Consider the following 20,940-nt stretch of genomic DNA (forward strand, 5'->3'; position numbering starts at 1 on the left):
AATATATGTAACTTACCGGAGGGATAAAGATGGCACTAAACAAAGCATATGACCAGTATAAAGAAAATTCAGTATATACTGCGACGCCGGAAGAATTGACGCTGATGCTGTATAACGGCCTGGTAAAGTTTATTCTGCAGGCTCAGGCTGCCGTTGATGAAAAGGATATTGCCAAAGCAAATAACGGCATAATAAGGGCACAGGATATAATAATCGAATTTCAGGCAACCCTGGATATGAAATATGAAATATCCAAAAATCTGGCGCTGCTTTACGATTACATGCACCGCCGCCTGATAGATGCCAACATGAAAAAAGACAGGGCAATCCTTGAGGAAGTACTTGGGCTTGCAAAGGAGCTCCGTGACACCTGGGCACAGGCTATGAAGATAGCAAAGCAGCAGCAGGCAAGACCTCAGCAGATAGCCAAATAGGTGCTGCTGTAAAGACTATGACAGCTTAGTTATTAATAGCTCGTATAAACAAGAGGAGGATAGCTTGAAAGACTTTAGTCTGGAAAGCTATGCGCTGATAAGCGCATAAATTATACTAACCCCATAAGAAAGTGTTTCGACACTTTTTGTGTGCCTAGTTGAACAATTAATTTGGCACATTGGGGACATGGAGGTTAAAATGTCTCCTGAACAGTACGTTCAAAGACTCACAGAGATATCACATAAGAAACATAAATATATGCAGGATATGTACATGCTCACAGTTGAACAGTCCAAAACCATAAATGAGGATGGTCTTGAGCAATTGGATAAAATTATTGCTGCAAGACAAACCCTTATAGAGCAGGTGGACAAGCTGGATGAGGAGTTTAGCGTATACTTCCAGCGGTTAAAGCAGGTACTGGGAGTAAAAAGCCTGGATGAAATAAAGAGTCCCGGGATACCGGGTGTAAAAGAACTGCAGCAATCAATAAAAGCGGTTATGGGTCTGATAAAAGATATAACAGAGCTTGATAAGCAAAACAATAATAAGGCTAAAAAGCTTCTTGATGAACTGGGAAATGAAATTAGAAAAATAAACCAGGGAAAGAGAGTCAATATGGCATATAATCCCAGTCCGGTTATGCAACCACCTTCATATTTTATTGACAAAAAGAAATAAGTCGGTTTATGGCTTAAAATGTATAAAAGATGCAGTTTTTACCTGCATCTTTCTTTTATATCCACAATTAAGGGGTATGTGGATATAAAAACTGTGGATAATGTGCATAAGTCTGTGAATAACCTTTGTTGGTTTATTTTGGCTGTGGGTAATTTTTTCGTAAGTTCTGGCGGTTTTTCTTTTATGTAAATGATATGAATATGGGTATAAGGTTTTATGTTGACACATAAAACCTTTAGGAATATAATTATTATGACTGTATAAATAATGTAGTTAGGTGCTAAATTGAATAATGATTTTTGCAGGATGACAAGTTATCTTTATGGGATAATAACACATGCTGCCGATGTCTTTGTTAGGTGAGGCTCCTATACAGAAAAATGCTGCTACCCCGAAACGTCGAAAGACGCCAATGGGTCAACAGGCACTACCGGATTAAGGTTTTGCCTAATGTAGCTGGTTAGGATTACCTACGCTGTATAGTGCTAAAACTCAACGAGGGAAGAACGGTTTTATTTTGATTTGCAAAACTTCCACTCGTTGGAAGTTTTTTTAGTTTATTTGGTGCAGAAAACTGATTTTAGAAACTTAACTTGGGTTAAAATAAGATTTAATGAATTTTCGTCAGCAAAGGAGAGTGAGAGTCATGATAGAGATATTCAAAACCACTGAAAACGGCCAGGAACATGTTAGGATTGATTCAATCGAAAAAGGCTGTTGGATAGACCTTGTTGCGCCGACAGAAGAGGAATTGAATTATATACAGGAAAAGCTTAATATACTTCCGAACTTTTTAAGGGACCCTCTTGATGAAGAAGAAAAACCCAGAATAGATATAGAAGACAATCAGACTCTTATAATAGTTGATATTCCGTATGTTTATGAGGATGGAAAAAATCTCAAATATGAGACTATACCAATGGGTCTCTTGATAGTTGAAGACTATATTATTACCATCTGCCTGAAAAAGAACATAATTCTTGAGTATTTTAAGGAAAAGAGAATAAAGGAATTTTATACATTCAAAAAAACCAGGTTTACATTCCAGATACTCTTTGTTGTTGCAAAGGAGTATTTAAAATATCTGAGACATATAGACAAGAAAACTGACGATGTTGAAAAATCCCTGCATAAATCCATGAGAAACAAGGAGTTATTCAAGCTTCTTGAGCTGGAGAAAAGCCTTGTGTTTTTCACTACTTCACTTAAGTCAAATGAGATGATGATGGAAAAGCTTCTTAGGGGAAAACATATAAGGATGTACGAGGAAGACCAGGATCTGCTTGAGGATGTCATAATAGAAAACAAGCAGGCAATTGAGATGGCTAATATTTATAGTTCAATATTAAGTAACATGATGGGAACCTTTGCTTCGGTTATCAGCAATAACTTAAACATGGTGATGAAATTTCTCGCGTCTATGACGATAGTAATGGCTATACCTACAATGATTTCGAGCTTTTTTGGTATGAATGTACCGGTTCCTTTTCAGCATAACGGGCTTGGATTTCTTTTTGTAACACTTATTGCGCTTGTTGTATCTACTGTAGCTATATTTATTCTTTCAAAAAAGGAAATGTTTTAATAACGTCTGTAAAGAAGTTTAATACTGTAGTACGGATGCCAGGAATAAAGATCAGAACTGCCGATATTGCAGCAAGTAATACGACCAGAACTAATAAAAAATTACGCAGTTTATGGGATTTTCTCGGGACATAGGTAATACCGCTGATTTTCATAATATTCCTCCCGGACTAGATAATGCTGCTATTATTAACATGTAGGCTATTCTAATTATATTTTTATTTATAAATAATGTAAAGTAAAAATTATAGATAAGAGTGCGTTTATGTACAGCAACACTTTAGGCATATACCTTAGTATAAAAAACTTGAGAGGCTCTGTATGATTTGCAATTATTGTCCCAGACACTGTAATACTGATAGAAGCAGTAATAAAGGCTTTTGCAATATGGGTGAACGGCCCGTAGTAGCAAAAGCATTTTTACATATGTGGGAAGAGCCCTGTATAAGTGGAGTAAATGGTTCGGGGACGGTGTTTTTCTCAGGCTGTAATTTAAAGTGTGTATACTGCCAGAACTTCCCTATAAGTCAGCAGAATTTCGGAAAAGAGATTTCAGAAGAAGAATTAAGTAAGATATTTATCAGACTTATGAAAAAGGGTGCGCATAATATAAACCTTGTTAACCCCAGCCATTTTGTTTTTCAAATAAGAAACAGTATTGAGGCGGTAAAAGGTCTTGATATACCTGTTGTGTATAATTCTAACGGGTATGAAGGAAGAGCGGGCTTAGAAATGATGGATGGTTGGGTAGACGTCTATCTGCCTGATTTTAAATACTATAGTAAGGATGTATCTTTAAAATATTCTGGCGCGCCGGATTATTCTGCTGTTGCTGCAGATGCCATAATTGAAATGTACCGGCAGGTAGGGGATCCAGTGTTTGATAAAAATGGCATCATAAAAAGTGGCCTCATTATCCGCCATCTCATACTTCCTGGGTTGGCGCAGGAATCTATAAGGATCCTTGACTGGATAAAGGAGAATTTGCCGCAGAGCGTCATGATCAGCCTGATGAGCCAATACATACCTTTTTATAAAGCTGACAGCTATAATGAAATAAACAGGAGAATAACCAGAAAAGAATATGAAAAAGTAGTAAATCACGCAATTAAAATCGGGTTGGATAACGGGTATATCCAGGAACGGTGTTCTGCTGAGGAAGAATATGTACCTGAGTTTGATCTTAGGGGAGTAATTGGAGAAGAATAAACTGAATATTAAGATTGTGGAAGTGCTGTCCTGGGAAACTACGGGCAGCACTTTTTTTATCTAGCAAAATTATCTATGTAATTAATAACTAAACTGTTTATGGAATATAAGATGTACCCCAATTAACGGTTGTAATTATAGTAGACTCAGATTGTTTCCAATCATAAGAAAGCGGTGTTCCTGGTATTCCTATAACTACATATCCACCAATGTTAAGATTAGATGTTTCAGTTATCGTACTTGATGTATATGAAAGCTCCAGAGAATTTTGTTTTTCAATTTTATATTTCGTAAATGCGTCCCAGCAGTCGATTGTTACACATGGGTTAGCCGCATCCCACCATATTTTGCTAGTACTAGTCTTAAGATAAGTACCTGTACAGCTATGAACCAGGGCGTAGCTAGTACCATTAGAAAACCTGTAGCTTAGGTTTACGTTACCTTGTAGCTTCATATCAGATTGAACTACTGTTTTATTGCTTATGTCAGATATAGCTTCTGTTGCACTAACACCACCAATATTATCACTGTTTATTGTTATTTCCTTTGGTTGTTGATTTAGCATATTGATAGCATCTTCAATTTGTCCAACTGTTACGGATGAGGTATAATTTGATGATCCTTTTACTACTTTAGCAGTTTTAGGATCTATCCCAAGATACTTTAAAATTTTATTTATGTTATCCTTGGTAATTAAAGTATCGCGGTTAATATCACCTTTTGAATATGAATCCTTGTCTTGAGAAAACGTTACAATGCTGCATGAAACTAGCATTACTACTGCTAAACCAAGCTTAAAAGTTTTCTTTTCATAAATAATACTCTCCTTATGATTATTTTATGTAACTACTGATTCTCCATATTGAATAAGACTTAAAAACATTATGCTATAAGTTTATAGTAAGGTCTGCTCACTTTATATGGAGTATTTAATACCTTAATTAAACAGGTGTAGAAAAACTTATTTGATTAAGGTATTTTTTGTAAATATGTTCAAATACTATACAGAACATAGAAATTATACCAAATTGTTCAAGGTGTTTTTGTAAAAACATGTAATAATTCTAAAAATCTTTTTGATTGACTATATGTGTTCATGTGGTAATATGGAATAAATTAACTATAAATATAAAAAGTGAGATTATAAGAGTCACCAAGCTAACAGTTTAGTCCAATAATATTTTTCCAATTGAAGGATTGTTCTGTAGTGGGAGTATGGAGTACTTAAACTACATTCAACCTATAAATTAAAGGGACATCTGTCTCGTGGGACGTTAGAGAAGCGAACTGTTAAGGTTATATGCTAGAATACTCTGTTATTATGGCAGGAATGAAAGAACCTTTAGTTAAAGCCACATAAAGGTAGAAAGGAAGAGAATAAATGTCGTTTATAAAGTTTGTACTTACAATTATAAATTTCGTTTTTTATATAATAATAGTTATAGTATTCATAAAAGCATTACGAAACGACTTTGGGTTACAAAAAAGATTTATCAGAGCTTTATTATGTATTACTTTTATTACAGTGTCAATTAGTCCATTTATAGTTCCTATTAAAGTTACTTCATTTGAAGAATTCAATGTGTTAAAATTTGGTATGCCGTACCCTTTTATTGAACAGCATACGTTATCTCAGGTTCCTAAAAGGGGTTACCCTTTTTTTACTACGTTTATAAATCCTTGGGGGCATTCGCTGAATTCACACTTGAATATAAGACTGGACTTATATATATTATCTTTTGTTGTTTCATATGTTATCTTATATTTATTTGTATATTTCATCAAGCAGATGTCCAATCGGAAGAAAAAAAAATCTATATAACAGGCTGACTACATTAACAAATACCTAAATATTTACACAAATTATGTTCCCGTGGGTCGATTTCAAACCCTAATCTTATTAGTACTGCATCATCAAATTACATACCAGTATCAAGGAGGAAGTAAATGATGTAAATTATAGAGTAGCTGAAACTGTAGCTACTTTAGCCTATGGTTTTTGCCTTGAAAGTTTAATTTCCTAGCTTCCACTACTCCCATATTACTATATTTAGATTTCCAACGGTAAAAGATATGCTTCTCTGAAAACCTTTTCTTCTTTTTTTGTTCCCTGATATTTTTATTATATCATTCAGACTAACTTAAGAAATGAATGATTTTTTTTGAAGCAAGTCGCCCTGACTTTCACTCAACTCTTTGTCAAATATATCGGATTTTGTACTATATTGAAAAATTTCAAATAAATTTGTAAAAAAATGTAGATAAATATAAACATTTATGATAAAATATGGACAAATTACAATAATGTATTTAGATGGGATATAAGGGAATAAATGAAAAAGGGCTTTTTAGTAGATGGAAAGTACAAAATAATAGATACCCTCGGCAAGGGGGGGATGAGCACTGTTTATCTGGCAGAGAATATAAAACTGGGCACACTTTGGGCAGTAAAAGAAATAAGCAAAGTGTCAGGCTCAAAGGTAGACTTTCACGTCGAACCTAATATACTAAAAAAGCTTAATCACCCTGCCCTTCCTAGAATTTTCGACATTGTTGAGGATGATGAATTTGTTTATATCATAGTAGATTATATAGAAGGGAATTCGTTGGACAAAGAGCTTGACCGCTTTGGTTGTATTGCAGAAGAAACTGTTCTTGTGTGGGCAAAGCAGCTGTGTGAGGTGCTGGTTTATCTGCATGGGTTCAGGCCTAACCCAATTATTTACAGAGATATGAAGCCTTCAAACATCATATTGTGCAGTGATGGAAGTGTTAAGCTGATTGATTTTGGTATTGCCAGGGAATACAAAGAGGACAGTGAATACGATACGGTATATATAGGAACGAGAGGTTATGCAGCACCCGAACAATTTGGTTATGGACAGACCAATGTAACAACTGATATTTACAGTTTGGGCATAACCCTGCTACATATAGTCACAGGACATAATCCGGAGTACATGTCTGGCGGGATAGAGTCTGCGGAAAGCTATAGCGGAAAGCTGTCTTATAAGATGGAACGGATTATATCGAGATGTATAAAGCATGACCCCGAAGAAAGATATCAGTCGGTAAAAGAGGTATTGAGTGATATCGAGGCTATTATCTATATAAATAAAACGCAACATGGCAGTGATCTAAAATTGCCTTATACAGTGAAAGTGCCTGAAGACTATAAAAAGACAGTAGGGTTAGCCGGTGACAGGGCTTCAGGTACGACACTACTTACTATTGCCATATCAGAGCTTTTTGGGTCTATTGGAAGAAAGACTTCAATCATAGACTTAACAAAAAACTGTAAGCTGTACAAAATATTTGGCTGGGAAAACACTGCTGAGCCGAATGAAATGTGTGATCGCAGTAAGAATAGCTGGCTTTGCCTCATTCATGGCAGCATGGAGCCTTTAAAGCCCGATAAATACAGGAATGTATACACATCTGGAGCATATGCCCCCATTGACAGGGAGAGGTACCTGGAGCTGATGGAGAGAGTAAGGGGCGAGAGTGATATAGTACTGATTGATATGGATTTTGAAACAGATACTGAAATTATCAGATACCTGGATCAATTATATATAGTAAAGGATATGGATATGTATAATATAGAATGCACTTCCGGATATCTGAGCCTTTTGGCAAAACAGGGTATTAACCTGTCAAAGGTAAGATTAATCCTAAACAAGTATACTGATTCTTCGATAAAAGCAAAAGCCATTATTGATACGATTGTTTCAAACAGTTTCAGCGAAAAACGTGAGTATGCAAATCCCTTTAATTACGAAAGACCCAGGTACTACACCGTTCCCTTCGATATGGAAAACTATGTACAAGCTATTGAAAGTATAAACCATAGCAGGTTTACCTGTGCAAGGTTTACACAGAACTTCAAAAAAGCTATACAAGAAATAGCAAAGGATATATACCCTATAAGAGATAAATGCAAAAATCGGATACTGGACATTTTTTTTGGGTTAAAGGAGACAGGAAAAGATGCGTTTTAAGAATCAAAGGGTGTTTTTGACAGGAGCTGCAATATGTCTGTTATTTGCGGGTCTGATATATTACTACAATAACTATAAAATACCATATGCCTCAAAAAAAACTGAAATACAAGTAAGAAAGGAAATAGACGATAACTCGTTGCCCAAGATTAAGGTAGCGGTTGTAGCAAGCATCGAGGGGATTAACAAATATACTGAAATCACTAATAAAATTATTAATGAACGGATTAAGCTTGTAGATGTTCCTGAAAAGTATGTGGTAAAAGGGGCTGCTACTCAACTTCTCAATATAAAAGGTAAAATTGCCAAAGAGGATTTAAGGTTTGGAGAACAGATAATTCTGGACAGTCTGTCGGCAGAGAAGAAGTGGTATGGAGAATTTCAGAGACTTAAGGAGTATGAGGTGTCAAGTATAGTAGCAGATGAAGTAAAGACGGGCAATATCGTAGATATAATGGTAAGCTATGGAAATGGGGATTATGATGTTGTCTTACCTAAAGTCAAAGTTATGCGGTTAATTTCCTCTAAGAAGCCAGTTGATTCAAAAAGCAGTAAAGTGGAGGAGCCAGAGGATACTGGTGATATGCAATATAGAGGACAGCATTTAAGTTATACGATAGTAATTGCGGTAGATGAGGAACAATACCGTGATTTGGAGCTGGCCAAACAGATGGGTAAATTTGAAACACGCCTTTATATTGATGAAAATCAGACTTCCTCAAAAAAAACTTTTTACTATAAAACAGCTATAGATAAACGGAATTTTTCTGAAATAAAAAGTAAGACCGGGGTGACATCAGCAAGATGATTATTACATTAACAGCCCCCAAGAAAGGCTTGGGACAGACAATCACGGCAATTAACCTTGCTGCGCTTTCAGAGTTGACTTTAGGTGAGAAAGTAATGCTGATAGATATAAATAAATATTGCAGGGATATTGAGTACTTTTTAAGCAATACGGAGATAACCAAGGGGTTGGATGAGTTTATTTGCCTTTATAATACAGGTATGTTGAATAGCGAAACATTTAATACATGTGTAAAAAATGTAAAGGGAGGTCTGCACATAATGGCTTCAAACGACTGTCTTGAACTGAACGGTGACGTGGTTGAAAGCCTGGTAAGATACACATCCGATCTGTATAAAACTACTATCATAGATTCTATAAGTGGAAATAACAATAATTCAGATTTGTTTTTCAAGCATTCAGATGTAGTAATTGTCATCCTGAATCAGTCGAAAAATGTGATAAACATGGCTGCAAATAATATTGTTTACAGAAAATATACCAGTAAGATCGTATTTGTTTTAAATAAAAATATGACTGTGTATGCCAATAAAAAAATTCAATATACACTTCAGGATGTGGAGGCCGACTTGAAGGAAAACGGCTTCAACTGCCCTGTTTTTCCTCTTGAATATAGTGCAGAAGTATTGAATGAATATAATGACCATTCAGTTTTGAATCTGATTCAGAATGATTCGACAGGTGTTGATACGTACAGGAAGCAAATTGATGCAATAATACGGCATATTGCCGGGTATGATATCAAGCCGCTGCCGCAAAAAAAGGTTTTTAAATCGACAAACAATAAAAAGGCCAGGTTATTTAACTTTATATAAGGGGGAAAGACATGTTCCTGAATGATGATACTTTTTCAGCGATGGCAAGGGAAGTAGACAACATACTTAAGGATGTTGACCGGTATATGCAGGTATACCGGCTTGACCGGATAGGAGCAGAAAAGGAAATCGGAAGGTACTCGCAACTGAAAAACCAGGCAGCCCTAGGTGAAAAACAAGCCAGGGATTGGCTTGTCGGACAGTACTCTATATTGCTGAAACAATTATATCGGCTGGACGATGAGTCTATAAAAGAGTACATAGATTTTGAAGATATTGAGAGGAATCATAGCCGTATAATTTTCGAAATGTTGCTTGATGTGTATGATCTGTCGGAAATAATAGAAAAATACCAGATACAGGTAAGGATGAGTGCAGAACAGGTACTGGAAATATACAGGGCTGAAAAAGACATCATAAGAAAGCATTTTGATATGGCAAAAAAGATAAAACTGCTAGCGCTTCTAACATATGGCAGGGAATACGGGCAGGATGTGATCGACACCCTCCAGCATCACAATATAAATGAAATAGGCGTACTTGATAAGGATTATATCTATATTGTATATAAGGGATCCAAGATTCATCTCCAGTTTCTCAAATTTTCTGACAAAGGTGTAATAGAGAATATTCAAAAGAAAACAACTCAAAACTCTCCGGTTAATTACGACCAGCACAATATTACGCTGGTTGCTGCAAAAAACAATTCCAGCCGGATAACTGTAGCCGGCTATGATATAACCCCGACAGAGGAAGATTATTATTATAATGAAAGGATTTTTAACCTGAAAAAAATTACTCTTGAGGAAATGCGGGATACTTACAGGACAATTGACGAGCTGATATACAGGTTTCTGGTATTGAATCAGCAGGGAAGAGGGAGGCATTTTATAACAGGCTCCGACATGGGACTAGGGAAGTCGACATTTTTAAACGCTATGCTGGAAAAAGTGCCTGACAAGTGGGGTATTGGGATTCTGGATACACAAAATGAACTCCAATCAAGAAAAAAATATCCCTGGAAGAACATCTATACACTAATAGAAAACCCTAAAAGGACTATAGCTGAGTGCTTTGAACAGATGCTTAAAGCAGCAAGGGACGTAATATATGTAGGTGAAATTACAAAGCCTGGGGAAGTTGCAGAGCTTATAAATGCTAGTCTGAGGCTTAATTCCGGTGTCGGAGCTACTATGCACTCGTTATCTCCCTTTGAAGTAGTGACCAATATCAGAAATCTTATGATGCGGACAGACATGTATAATAATGCTGAGGTTGCAGAGAGCGATATTGCAAGAGGGCTTGACCTGGTTATACATCTTGCAAAGCTTAATTGCGGCCGGATCGTTGTGGAAAGTGTAGTTGAGATCGAATATTTAGGGCACGAATACAATGTCGGGACGCAGTCCGGCGGGACTTTTAAGGATAGATTATCAGGTTTGATCGATCTGGCACGGCTTGCAATACTCAAATACCTGTCGGGAAAGCCGTACAGATATAACGTAATAATCCAGTATTCACATGGAGATGATACATGGAATGCTGTAAATGAACCTTCCCGGGATTATTTCGACAGGCTGGCTAAATATGTTGACAGAAAAGATATAGAAGCTTTTAGAGATTTCTTTATAAATGGAAAGGCAGGAGGACAGAATAGTGAATTGGCTTAAAGGACTTTTGTCGGAAATCGGGCAAGAGATTAGCGGGGTATTTTATAATTTTGACAGCATGGATGCTTTTTCTTTAATACTTTTGTTGTCATCATTAATTATTATTACAGCACTGATCGTAAGGACTATAAAATACAGGGGGAGAAAAAGGAGGCTAACGGTATTCAAGAGTAAAAACTATCTGATAACACGAATTACAAACGTACTATCCAGGAAAAATGCAGTTATGAAAGTATTAAATAATATTACCATAAAATTATCCATGATGAACAGCTTATCTTATGAAAAAAACCAGGAAAACGCAGTGGTGTTATCTGCCGGGGCAATACTTTTCCTCTTGCTGTCAGTTTTTTTATTCATTCCCACAGTAAATGTAGTTTGGTATGTCGCTCTGACCTATATACTTATGTCAATTGCATTTGTCATTATAGCCTTCATCATTTTTACGTTTATTGCCAGATTAAGGTTTACCTCGAAGCTTCCGGGTACTTATAAGATACTTAACAGCAGGTATATTACTTCTGGAAATATCCTCAAAGCAATAAGCGCTTCCATGGAGGATTTCGACAAGTCGGTAAAACGGGAAATGCACAAGATACATAATATACTCAAAAAAAATAATATGGCAGAAATAGATGAAACCTTCCGCAGGCTGGAAAATGCGTACAAAAACGAATATCTGACACTCCTGCTGAACTTGATAATCCAAGCACACTATAAGGGAGGCGACGCTGCTATAAAAAGGCAGTTTGAAAATACTACCGAAGAGATCCTGACTGATATTGAAAACCAAAAGGATTTAAGTTTTACTGCCAGAATATATATGCTGCTTGCTGTTATTTTGCCGGCCGGGGTGAAATGGCTTGAAGGCTTCAACCAAAATGCTTTAGGGGCTAAAGCAGCGGAGTTTTATGCCAGTCCACTTGGTATAGAAATAAAACTGTTATTTTTTTTCGCTTTCTTTTTCTATCTGGGTATACTGCTTTTTATGGAGAGAACTGCGTAGAGGAGGACGTATATGACTATTAGCAGGTTTTTGTTTATACCTCCTTTTGCTATTGCACTGTTCCTTATACTCAGCTGCTTTGCTTTCAGAAGAAAATATAAGAGGGTTAGAAGTAAATATGGACTGAAACATAGTATTATAAGTAATTTGAAGGATACATTCTTTATCAGGGCGGGCCAAAAACTGTATAGCATATATATGCACCTTGCCAGGTTTACCAGATGGGATGTTGAAGGAATAATCAGACTTAAGCTTATTATATTCATGCTGGTCATGATTATCCTCATACTTATAAAGCTGACTAATATTAAGTTGTATACAGATGAAATCCTTTACAGGTTTGATTATCATAGTGACCTGATTTATAAGTCTGAACCCTGTATAGACGAAAAATTGGCTTTTAGCCAGGAGATGGAATATTTCAGGCAAGTACTGAAGATAACTGACCTTTCCACTCTGGAAAAAACTCCAAAAGATATTGTGGAGAACTCGATAAAAGCAGTTATTACCGGAGACACTTCAGAATTGATGCAACCGAGGGATACTATAGCAAATAAGGTATATTACAGAATATATGACTACTATAAATGCAGGAAATGGAATTTGGTTTTGTTTGGTGCGGTAGCTTTCTTTGTAAGCTGTATCTTGGAGCTTACCCTGCTTGTATACAACTTCTTTTGTGAAAATGAGGCCGGCAGGGAGCTCCGGTTTTTGAAAAAGCTTATTATCCTTAACGGTTCCATTAAACCTGTAGATTTTTCCAGACTCCTGAAAATTTTAGGTGACAAGGCCAAATACCATAAAAAGGTTATTAAAGAGATTGAGGAAATGAATAAGAAAAACTCTATCGATAATAAAAATATATACTCTTCCCTGATAAGAAACACAAAAGATATTGATATGAAGCTCTTTTATGAGAAACTGGATCAAGCCAACAACTATGATTTTGACCAGGCGGTTTTAAATATTGAGAATGAATTTATGATGGACAGGCGTACCCAGGCCAGAAAAATCAGAAAGCAGACTGAACTTATACATGCCGTAGGCATAACCGGATTTATGGCACTTATTTTCATACTGATAATTTATCTGATAATACCCTGGCTGGAAGCCTACAACATGAATCAGGTGTTTTAGGGTGGTAAAAGGTGGAAAAGGTAATAAAGCATAAAAACAAGAAATGGATTGAAAGGCTGCTTAAAAGCCAGCGTGGCGGGATCTCAGGCATCATATTTGAAATAATACTTTCAGTCATGGCACTGACGCTTCTTATTATGGCTATATATGTATTCAGGGGAAATATGGACATAATAGGGAATTCGGCGGCTAAAACAAATGTCCTTGCCAAGGTTAAGCAGGAGTCCCTTATTCCTATAAATAAAAATATAGTAAGTGGAAGTGATGTCGTATCAGTTGTAAGGTACTATGCGGATGAAGAAAATGTTGATGTATGTGTTGTGATGGGGCCGGATCAAAGTGTAAGCTATGAAAGCAGGGGATGCTCCTTTGATATAGCTGATTATCTGACGTTTGGCTGTTCGGGAATGGGAGAATTCAGGGAGATTCCGTTTGAGGCAGCTTATGAATATAGAGGTACTGAGTTGGTTAGGGTTACTTATGTAAAAAAATGATGAGGGGATGATTCAGATGGATTTTATGCTGGTAGCAAAGAGCAGAAAGGGTGGTATTGGGGCTATAATTGCCATGATAGTAGGAATTATCCTGGTCCTTGGCCTGGTAGCTTATGCGGTATTGGGACAAGTAGCAGGAGCAAAGGATGTAGGAGACAGGGCGCAGGTAGAGCAGGATAAGATTAATAGAATTCTGGAAGACCCAAATGTCGTGACAGGAAATATTATTAAGAATTATGTACAGTCGGATGTTGCTGTAACGATAGGCAGTACATCCATAACCGATACCAATCTGAGCACGGTAATTGACGGCTCTTTATACAAGATAACAGACAAGATTATAAATGATGATGGGAAGCTGACTGCTGTACAAGCTGCAAAAGTAAGTCTTAGCAGATAGTGCTTTTATAAAGAATATCCTTTTAGGCAGGTGGGGTGTTATGGCAGGGAAAATTGCAGGGACAGTGTTCACGCTTTTCATAATGACTTTCTTGGTAGCAGTAATAATTTTCTATTTCTTACATACCGGCATAAAGGAGGAAGTGAATGATGTAAATTATAGCGTAGCTGAAACTGTAGCTACTTCAGGTGAATTCACAACGGATTTATATGATTTTTTGGAGAAAAGTCTGGGAAGATATGGCGATTATAGAATTAAGCTCAAGCTTGAGGAGCAAATCAGCCCCGGAGAATATGATATAAATTTTGAAAATTCATATGTCCTGAATAGAAAGCTAAAGGTAGGTGACAGGGTGACTATCTTTTTAGAGGATAAGGATCCGAGTTTGTTCGGGAGACTGATAAACGCTGCTATTGCAGGATATAGGCCTGACAGGATGATTGATACAAACATAAAATCTCTTAAAACTGCCATTATTTCCAATAATGCAGTAGGTACGGAATGAGGGTGAAGTGAAATGGGGCAGATTATTGCTGCAGTATTAATTATCCTTTTTATTATATTTGCATTTGTACCTCTTGCTCATCTAAATAACAATCATGTTGAAATACAATCCGTAAAACAGGACTTGAATCTGGCAGCAAGAGCAGTCTGTAACTCTTTTAAAAAAAGTTTTGAAAATTATGAAAGTCTGTCTGAAGGATATGAACAAACTGCCTGTACTGATATAAGGCTGGACAAAGCCAGGCTTTTGCGGGAATTTTATGATATCCTCAAAAAAAACTGCTATAACGGCATTAAGTTTAGTCAAATGAAGGAAAGGATATGCCTGAAAGTTTTAGTTTATAGCGACAGGTTTTTTATTGCAGACAGAAGCGATAGGTGGAGCCCTCCATTTTTTTTCAATATCTACAAGGGCCAACCTATTAATGATATAGTTGCGTTAAATACCGTCACTGATGATGTATCATTTTATAAAAATTCAGAAAAGATAATACTGCCTGTAACTCATCCTGATGTCGGCATTATGCCAGAAGAAAAGGAACAGATTATTATAAACAGGCTCAATGAGGTGATTTCGCAAAACACCTATGATGAAGCTAAAAAAAGAGGTTTAGCTATAAAGATCAGAAACCCTGATAAAAGTGATATGACTTACAGGCTGGAGTACAGGTATTTCAATATACTGGAGGGAATAACCTTTTTCGTACTATATGCAGAGGATGAAAGCGTTTTTATACATAACAGGAGTTATGAATTTAAAAATTATAATGTAGCAGGCTATACTCTAAAACTGAAAAACAGGAGATAATATAAGTGCGTAACATAAGTTGTGCACTTATATTGTTCTTATGGAGGGAATTTTTTGCCTATTGCTAATGTTAATGGAATTAAGCTTTTTTATGACACCTATGGTAATGGCGAGCCGGTAGTATTCATACATGGAGTCGCGATAACTTCCCGTGTATGGGATTATCAGAAGGATTTCATATCCAGGTATTATAGGATGATTGTCTTGGATTTGAGGGGGAGCGGCAGAAGTGATAAAACTCCTGCAATAACCCACACAGCAGAGTTGCTGGCAGATGATTTGAAGGGTCTGGTTGACTACCTTGGGTATGAGAAAGTAAATATCGTAGGACTTTCCATAGGTGCTGCAGTGGCTATGAAGTTTGCCATAAAGTACCCTCATATGGTTAGCAGACTGATTCTTACAGGTGCATTTACGGATCTGGATGGGATATTGAATTTTGTTAGAAAACACTTTGCATATCTGGTGGGGAGAATGCTGATGACAAGATTATTCGGAGGTTTAGCTGTAAAAATAATGCTTCCGAGCGCATCAAAGGACGAGCTTCTTTATTATCATAAAAATATTATAAAAGTAGATAAGGAAGAAATCATAAAGTACGACCAGATATTAGGGTCATATTCAATTACTCCGGCTCTGGGCAGGATACAAGCGGCTACACTGCTTATGTACGGGCAGTATGAATGGATGCTTCATAAATACGGCAGGCTGATAAAGGGATTGGTAAAAAATTCACAAATGATAATTGTTCCGGGTGTAGGACATGGCTGGAATGGTGAAAAATCAGAGCTTTTCAGCCAGTATGTTCTTAAATTTATCAAAGAGGGCACCATATAGATACAGGTAAATAGATGAGAATATATGCTCTACCCATAGTTTAAACAAACAAGTTGGCAAGTTATGTTGAACATATTTTTTTAAAACTATATAATTAGTGTAGAGTATTCTATATCTGCTAAGGTGGTGTGGCCCATGAGTGAAAATGTTATTCCAAAAGCCTGGGAAAGCATTATGAATTCTGTCAGTTTTTTACCGGTAATAGTAAAATCAATAGAAAGATTCCATGATGTGAGCTGGTCTATGGAACCAAACATGCATGATTTTTTTGAAATGGTATATATAAAAAAAGGCGACGCTGTGTTTGAAATAGCGGGGAAACCTGCTCATATAGGGCCAAATGACATAATAATAATAAAACCTAACCAGCCTCATAAGTTTATTGTTAAGTCTGAAGCAGGTTGTGAATTCATTGTGCTAAACTTCAAATTCACCAATCAGGTGGGGGGAGAGATTTCCGAGACATCCCTGGAAGACTTCCTTAACTTTGTAAGCGGGAAGGAAACAGGCCCATTCATCTCATTAAAAGTAAGCCAGAAGAACGAGATAATCACTCTCTTAAACAGGATTTTAAAGGAGCGTGAGGGTTCTGACTTAGGAAGTGAATTTCTAAATTACCTTCTTGTAATGGAGCTTTTTATCTTCATATCGAGGGCGCTTAAGATGGAGTGGGAAAGCAGTATAAAATACAAGAGTCCCAAATTGAAAGAACTTATAGAGATTTCTGCAAAATTTATAAATAATAATTTTGAACGTGAAATATCTTTAAGTGATATTGCAAAATTTGTTTTTCTGAGTCCGAGCTATTTTACCAGGGCATTCAAGGAGGAAATGGGCATAAGCCCAATCAACTATCTGTTGAAGGTCAGGGTGGGCAGAGCAAAGGAACTCCTGAAGGAGACAGACTTGAAGATAAGCGATATTGCACTTAATGTGGGTTTTTCCAATCAGCAGAGATTTAATGAAATATTCAAGAAATATTCGGGATATACTCCTCTGCAGTATAGGAAGCAAGGAGAGAAGGAAAATTAGGAACATGCTGCTTGCAGAGAAAGGGTTCGTATATTATTAGGAATAGTCAGCATAAGTTTAAGGGGCAGATATGATATCTGCCCTGTTAATATGCCAGAAGCAAGATTTTTATGTCAAGAAACATTAAAAAACACCTTTTAATAAAACAAATAACAGGAAGAATAAAGGATGCTGAAAGTTTATAATTTCATTTAAGATGGGAAAAGACAATTTTTTACCGGTTATGGGTTATAGGCTAAGGGCAATGGGTTATTTTACGGTGAGGATTGATAATCGATGTTTTAATAACCTATCGCCAAGTGCCTACAACTGTACTATTTAGTGCACATATTATATAGGAGGTAATTATTATGGGAATGACAATGACACAGAAAATACTTGCAGATCATGCAGGATTGGATAATGTTCAGGCTGGTCAGCTGATAAAAGCTAAACTGGATATGGTACTGGGAAATGATATCACAACTCCTGTTGCTGTAAAAGAATTCAGGAAAATAGGTCTCAGTAAGGTCTTTGATGTAAACAAGATTGCCATAGTGCCGGATCATTTCACACCTAATAAGGATATCAAATCTGCAGAACAGGTTAAGTTTATCAGGGAATTTGCTAAAGAGATGGGTATAGTGAATTTCTTTGAAGTAGGACAAATGGGAGTTGAGCATGCACTGCTTCCTGAAAAAGGTTTAGTTGTACCGGGAGATGTAGTAATCGGGGCAGATTCACATACTTGTACCTACGGAGCTCTGGGAGCGTTCTCAACAGGTATAGGCAGTACGGATATGGCTGCCGGAATGGCAACAGGTGAAGCGTGGTTCAAGGTTCCTGAGGCAATAAAGTTCGTGTTGAAAGGTAAACCTGCAAAATGGGTAAGCGGTAAGGATGTGATATTACACATCATCGGTATGATAGGTGTTGACGGAGCATTGTACAAATCAATGGAATTTACTGGGGAGGGGCTTCAATACTTGTCTATGGATGACAGGTTTGCAATGGCTAATATGGCAATTGAAGCAGGCGGTAAGAATGGAGTATTTGAAGTTGATGAAAAAACTCTTGAATATGTGAAGGAGCATTCAACTAAACCATACAAGGTATATAAGGCAGATGAAGATGCTGAATATTCAGCGGTATATGAAATAGACCTCAGTTCTGTAAAGCTGACGGTAGCATTCCCTCATCTTCCCGAAAATGCAAGAACAATAGATAATGTGGGAGATGTAAAGATAGACCAGGTTGTTATTGGTTCCTGCACAAACGGAAGAATAGAAGACTTGAGGGTATCTGCAGAAATTCTTAAAGGTAGAAAGGTGCATCCTGACGTAAGGTGTATAATAATACCTGCAACTCAGAAAATCTGGAAACAGGCCATGAATGAAGGTTTATTCGATATCTTCGTTGATTCGGGAGCAGCAGTAAGTACGCCGACATGCGGACCATGTCTTGGCGGGCATATGGGTATCCTTGCAAAAGGAGAGAGAGCTGTAGCTACTACAAACAGGAATTTTGTAGGCCGTATGGGACATCCTGAGAGTGAAGTTTACCTCGCAAGCCCGGCTGTAGCCGCTGCTTCAGCTATTACAGGCAAAATATCAGGTCCGGAAGAGTTATAAGAGGAGGATATATATATGCAAGCAAATGGTAAAGTGATAAAGTATGCAAATAATGTCGATACTGACGTAATCATACCTGCAAGATATTTGAACACATCAGACCCTGCAGAGCTTGCAAGCCACTGCATGGAAGATTTGGACAAGGAGTTTGTAAAAAAGGCAAACAAAGGGGATATAATGGTTGCAGGCAAGAATTTCGGTTGCGGTTCGTCAAGGGAGCATGCACCTATCGCTATAAAAGCTTCAGGTATTTCATGCATAATAGCTGAAACTTTTGCAAGGATATTCTACAGAAATGCTATAAATATAGGGCTGCCTATTCTGGAGTGTCCTGAAGCAGCTAAAGATATAGCAGATGGTGATTCTGTAAGTATTGATTTTAAGAGTGGAAAAATATTTAATAAAACAACGGGCAAAGAGTACACTGCGGCTCCCTTCCCTGAGTTTATGCAGGAAATAATGAATGCGGACGGCCTTATCGGCTATATAAGTAAGACAATCAAGAGTTGAGTTTTTAGAGGAGATTGATATTATGAAGTTTAATATAACAGTGCTTCCGGGAGATGGCATAGGTCCGGAGGTAATAGAACAAGCCATAGGTTTGATAGACGCTGTAAGCAAAAAGTACGGGCATGAATTTGTACTGACAGAGCAAAAGATAGGGGGATGCGCCATAGATGAATATGGAGTGCCTCTTCCGGAAAAAACGCTTGAGAGCTGTAAAAAAAGTGATGCGGTGCTTTTAGGTGCGGTAGGCGGACTTAAGTGGGATGTACTTCCGGGGAATATAAGACCGGAGGCCGGATTGCTTGCTATCCGTGCAGGTTTGGGACTATTTGCGAATCTGAGGCCTGCAGTGATTTATAAGGCACTGAAGGATGCTTCCCCACTCAGGAGTGACATCGTCAAGGACGGTATAGATATAATGGTTGTCCGTGAACTGACCGGGGGAATGTATTTTGGAGATAGAGGCAGAATGCAGACCGAAAAGAACGGTGAAGCAGCCTACGATACAGAATCATATAGCACTTTAGAGGTAGAGAGAATTGCCCGTCTTGCATTTGAGACGGCTATGAAGAGAGGCAAAAAGCTTACTTCCGTGGATAAGGCAAACGTGCTGGAAAGTTCGAGACTCTGGCGGGAAGTGGTGCTGAAGGTAGCTAAGGAATATCCGGAAGTCGAGCTCAGCCATATGTATGTAGACAATGCAGCAATGCAGCTGGTAAGAAACCCTATGCAATTTGATGTAATAGTTACAACAAATATGTTCGGTGATATTTTATCCGATGAAGCTTCCATGATTACAGGTTCCATTGGCATGCTGCCTTCAGCAAGCCTTGGGAACGGAACTCTTGGATTATATGAACCGATACATGGGTCTGCACCGGACATTGCCGGGCAGAATAAGGCAAATCCTATAGCTACAATCCTGTCAGTAGGTATGATGATGAAATACTCTTTTGGACTTGATACTATAGCTGAAGATATTGAGGCAGCAGTTGTAAGAGTTCTGGATAAGGGTTACAGGACAGGAGATATCTCTTCAGGTGAAGCTAAAATTGTAGGAACAAAAGAGATGGGACAGTTAATAAGAGATGAACTGGCTAAATCTTAAAGATCAAAATTATTGGATTTCTTAAAAAAGAATGCACCGGATAGTTAACTATCCGGTGCATTCTTTTTTATCCGGAAATGTTCAATTGTATATGCAGAACTGGCATGTACTCCTTTCTTCTTTCTATAAGCAAATAAAAAGATTTCGGGTCATTATCATAAAAGTCTTTAACTAAAAATAGTATTAATATAAGCAAGCATAGAACGGTTATGCTTTATGCCAATAATTATGTAAACAAAGTTTTGTTTGTACATTATGTACACAAGAAATCTGTAGTTCGACTGGTACAACAGG

General features: G+C 37.2%; 20 protein-coding genes and 1 riboswitch. Of the genes, 19 read left to right on the forward strand and 1 reads right to left on the reverse strand.

Annotation, left to right across the window (positions count from 1 at the left end):
• The first annotated feature begins 29 nt into the window (after window positions 1-29).
• The 4 genes from fliS to N3I35_11555 all read left to right on the forward strand — a co-directional run bounded on the left by fliS (window position 30) and on the right by N3I35_11555 (window position 3,909).
• Window positions 30-434: a flagellar export chaperone FliS gene (gene fliS / locus N3I35_11540; GenBank protein ID MCX8130718.1), complete on the forward strand. Its 405-nt coding sequence runs from the start codon at window positions 30-32 to the stop codon at window positions 432-434.
• Window positions 435-633: 199 nt separating this feature from the next.
• Window positions 634-1,116 carry a flagellar protein FlgN gene (locus N3I35_11545; protein MCX8130719.1) on the forward strand — a complete coding sequence of 161 codons (483 nt, stop codon included), beginning with the start codon at window positions 634-636 and terminating at the stop codon, window positions 1,114-1,116.
• A 344-nt stretch (window positions 1,117-1,460) separates the two neighbouring features.
• A riboswitch (M-box (ykoK) riboswitch) is annotated at window positions 1,461-1,627 on the forward strand.
• Window positions 1,628-1,762: 135 nt separating this feature from the next.
• Entirely contained in the window at window positions 1,763-2,701 is a 939-nt protein-coding gene (locus N3I35_11550; GenBank protein ID MCX8130720.1) for a magnesium transporter CorA family protein, read from the forward strand.
• Between the two features lie 320 nt (window positions 2,702-3,021).
• On the forward strand, window positions 3,022-3,909 hold the full coding sequence (locus N3I35_11555; protein MCX8130721.1) for a radical SAM protein: 888 nt from the start codon (window positions 3,022-3,024) through the stop codon (window positions 3,907-3,909).
• Between the two features lie 97 nt (window positions 3,910-4,006).
• On the opposite strand, the gene N3I35_11560 is transcribed toward N3I35_11555, so the two are convergent.
• A complete protein-coding gene (locus N3I35_11560; protein MCX8130722.1) occupies window positions 4,007-4,684 on the reverse strand; it encodes a hypothetical protein in 678 nt (225 codons plus the stop codon).
• Window positions 4,685-6,242: 1,558 nt separating this feature from the next.
• Here N3I35_11560 and N3I35_11565 point away from each other — a divergent pair.
• The 15 genes from N3I35_11565 to leuB all read left to right on the forward strand — a co-directional run bounded on the left by N3I35_11565 (window position 6,243) and on the right by leuB (window position 20,646).
• Window positions 6,243-7,910: a serine/threonine-protein kinase gene (locus N3I35_11565; protein MCX8130723.1), complete on the forward strand. Its 1,668-nt coding sequence runs from the start codon at window positions 6,243-6,245 to the stop codon at window positions 7,908-7,910.
• Window positions 7,900-8,718 (forward strand): hypothetical protein, encoded by an 819-nt coding sequence (locus tag N3I35_11570; GenBank protein ID MCX8130724.1) that lies wholly within the window; start codon window positions 7,900-7,902, stop codon window positions 8,716-8,718. Before N3I35_11565 ends, N3I35_11570 begins: the two co-directional genes overlap by 11 nt.
• Complete coding sequence (locus N3I35_11575) at window positions 8,715-9,533, forward strand: hypothetical protein (GenBank protein MCX8130725.1); 819 nt, start codon at window positions 8,715-8,717, stop codon at window positions 9,531-9,533. Before N3I35_11570 ends, N3I35_11575 begins: the two co-directional genes overlap by 4 nt.
• Window positions 9,534-9,544: 11 nt before the next feature.
• Window positions 9,545-11,203, forward strand: a complete 1,659-nt coding sequence (locus N3I35_11580; protein ID MCX8130726.1) for a CpaF/VirB11 family protein — start codon at window positions 9,545-9,547, stop codon at window positions 11,201-11,203.
• Window positions 11,190-12,209 carry a hypothetical protein gene (locus N3I35_11585; GenBank protein MCX8130727.1) on the forward strand — a complete coding sequence of 340 codons (1,020 nt, stop codon included), beginning with the start codon at window positions 11,190-11,192 and terminating at the stop codon, window positions 12,207-12,209. Before N3I35_11580 ends, N3I35_11585 begins: the two co-directional genes overlap by 14 nt.
• 12 nt (window positions 12,210-12,221) lie before the next feature.
• The gene (locus tag N3I35_11590; protein MCX8130728.1) at window positions 12,222-13,346 is read left to right on the forward strand and encodes a hypothetical protein; all 1,125 of its coding nucleotides are present in this window, start codon (window positions 12,222-12,224) and stop codon (window positions 13,344-13,346) included.
• Window positions 13,347-13,357: 11 nt separating this feature from the next.
• On the forward strand, window positions 13,358-13,840 hold the full coding sequence (locus N3I35_11595; GenBank protein ID MCX8130729.1) for a hypothetical protein: 483 nt from the start codon (window positions 13,358-13,360) through the stop codon (window positions 13,838-13,840).
• A gap of 16 nt (window positions 13,841-13,856) precedes the next feature.
• Window positions 13,857-14,240 carry a hypothetical protein gene (locus N3I35_11600; protein ID MCX8130730.1) on the forward strand — a complete coding sequence of 128 codons (384 nt, stop codon included), beginning with the start codon at window positions 13,857-13,859 and terminating at the stop codon, window positions 14,238-14,240.
• A gap of 40 nt (window positions 14,241-14,280) precedes the next feature.
• Window positions 14,281-14,745, forward strand: coding sequence for a hypothetical protein (locus tag N3I35_11605; GenBank protein MCX8130731.1), 465 nt, complete (start codon window positions 14,281-14,283; stop codon window positions 14,743-14,745).
• Window positions 14,746-14,757: 12 nt separating this feature from the next.
• Window positions 14,758-15,552 carry a hypothetical protein gene (locus tag N3I35_11610; GenBank protein MCX8130732.1) on the forward strand — a complete coding sequence of 265 codons (795 nt, stop codon included), beginning with the start codon at window positions 14,758-14,760 and terminating at the stop codon, window positions 15,550-15,552.
• 54 nt (window positions 15,553-15,606) lie between these two features.
• On the forward strand, window positions 15,607-16,389 hold the full coding sequence (locus N3I35_11615; GenBank protein ID MCX8130733.1) for an alpha/beta hydrolase: 783 nt from the start codon (window positions 15,607-15,609) through the stop codon (window positions 16,387-16,389).
• A gap of 135 nt (window positions 16,390-16,524) precedes the next feature.
• The gene (locus tag N3I35_11620) at window positions 16,525-17,421 is read left to right on the forward strand and encodes an AraC family transcriptional regulator (GenBank protein ID MCX8130734.1); all 897 of its coding nucleotides are present in this window, start codon (window positions 16,525-16,527) and stop codon (window positions 17,419-17,421) included.
• Between the two features lie 350 nt (window positions 17,422-17,771).
• Window positions 17,772-19,031, forward strand: a complete 1,260-nt coding sequence (gene leuC / locus N3I35_11625; GenBank protein MCX8130735.1) for a 3-isopropylmalate dehydratase large subunit — start codon at window positions 17,772-17,774, stop codon at window positions 19,029-19,031.
• 15 nt (window positions 19,032-19,046) lie between these two features.
• Window positions 19,047-19,541, forward strand: coding sequence for a 3-isopropylmalate dehydratase small subunit (gene leuD, locus N3I35_11630; GenBank protein ID MCX8130736.1), 495 nt, complete (start codon window positions 19,047-19,049; stop codon window positions 19,539-19,541).
• A 22-nt stretch (window positions 19,542-19,563) separates the two neighbouring features.
• A complete protein-coding gene (gene leuB, locus N3I35_11635) occupies window positions 19,564-20,646 on the forward strand; it encodes a 3-isopropylmalate dehydrogenase (protein ID MCX8130737.1) in 1,083 nt (360 codons plus the stop codon).
• Window positions 20,647-20,940 lie beyond the last annotated feature (294 nt).

It is taken from the genome of Clostridia bacterium, assembly GCA_026414765.1.
GTDB lineage: Bacteria > Bacillota > Clostridia > Acetivibrionales > DSM-27016 > SKW86.